The sequence below is a fragment of the Streptomyces sp. PU-14G genome, assembly GCF_041028275.1.
Classification (GTDB): domain Bacteria; phylum Actinomycetota; class Actinomycetes; order Streptomycetales; family Streptomycetaceae; genus Streptomyces.
Genome location: NZ_JASKYT010000736.1, coordinates 1 through 935, shown reverse-complemented (window position 1 = coordinate 935; position 935 = coordinate 1). Strand labels below are relative to the sequence as shown.

Annotated in this window: 2 protein-coding genes; both read right to left on the bottom strand. The window is 75.1% G+C overall.

Translation table 11 applies throughout. The features are described 5' to 3' along the window. Positions 1-88 precede the first annotated feature (88 nt). The gene (locus AB8Z75_RS35060; RefSeq protein WP_369209199.1) at positions 89-289 is read right to left on the bottom strand and encodes a hypothetical protein; all 201 of its coding nucleotides are present in this window, start codon (positions 287-289) and stop codon (positions 89-91) included. 79 nt (positions 290-368) lie between these two features. Continuing rightward, on the bottom strand, positions 369-818 hold the full coding sequence (locus AB8Z75_RS35055; RefSeq protein ID WP_369209197.1) for a hypothetical protein: 450 nt from the start codon (positions 816-818) through the stop codon (positions 369-371). Between the last annotated feature and the right edge of the window lie 117 nt (positions 819-935).

Sequence of the window (935 nt, the reverse complement as noted above, 5' to 3'; positions counted from 1 at the left end):
GGCCTGACCGCCCCTCCCCGCCCCCCTACCCGCCCGTCGGCCGGGGCCGCCACGCGCTCCAGTCCGCAGCCGAGCGGCGCCCTGCCGCTCACAGCCGAGCGACGGGCTCATGGCCGAAGGCCGCGGCGAGGGCGACGTGGTGCCACCCGCGCCGCGCCTCAGCGGTCAGCGCCTCGGCGGCCAGCCTTTCGCCGGTCAGCCCCGCGCCGGTCAGCCCCTCGCCGGTCAGCGCTTCGCGACGAGACCGCGTGCGGGCGCAGCCCCGAACCGGCCCCGGCGGCGTCGGCACAGTCTTCGAACCGGAACCGGAACCGGGGCCGGGGCCGGGGCCGGAACCGATCGCCCGTCGACCGCTGCCCGCCCCGCGCTCACCTGCCGAGTCGGGCCCGCACACGACCGCGCAACAGCGTGTACTCCGCGGCCCGGCGCAGCGGGCGGCCCACCGGGCGGGGCACGGTGACCCCCTCCGTGACGACCTGACCGGCGCGGAACTGGTCCCGCGTGAGGTCGATCTCACGGCCGTCCGGCAGCCGGTTCCACCAGTGGAAACCCTGCCGCTCGCCGTTGACCGCGTACACCTCCCCGCACATCAGCTCGCCGCCCAGCAGATCGTGCACCACCAGGGCGGTGACATCGCACTGACCCCAGGAGGGGTTGGCCGGGCTCCAGCCGGCGCGGGCCAGGTCGTCCGGCGAGCACGTGTCCGCCCCCCAGGACTCCCGCAACGCCCGTTCGAGCCGGCCCAGCCCACCGTCTATCAGCCCCAACTCCCCCGCGCCCACGCCCACACCGGCAACCTCGACCGCATCCACACTCATGTCCGCAAGCATGCCCCACCCCACTGACAACGACCCCTGGAGATCCCCTCGGGACGACACGATCCCGCCACACTCCGGGGAACCCCTCACCACACAACCGGACACAAACCCCCGAAC

Bases quoted from the DNA above. Each gene is read 5' to 3' on its own strand.
- AB8Z75_RS35055 (WP_369209197.1), bottom strand. From the start codon at position 818: ATGAGTGTGGATGCGGTCGAGGTTGCCGGTGTGGGCGTGGGCGCGGGG.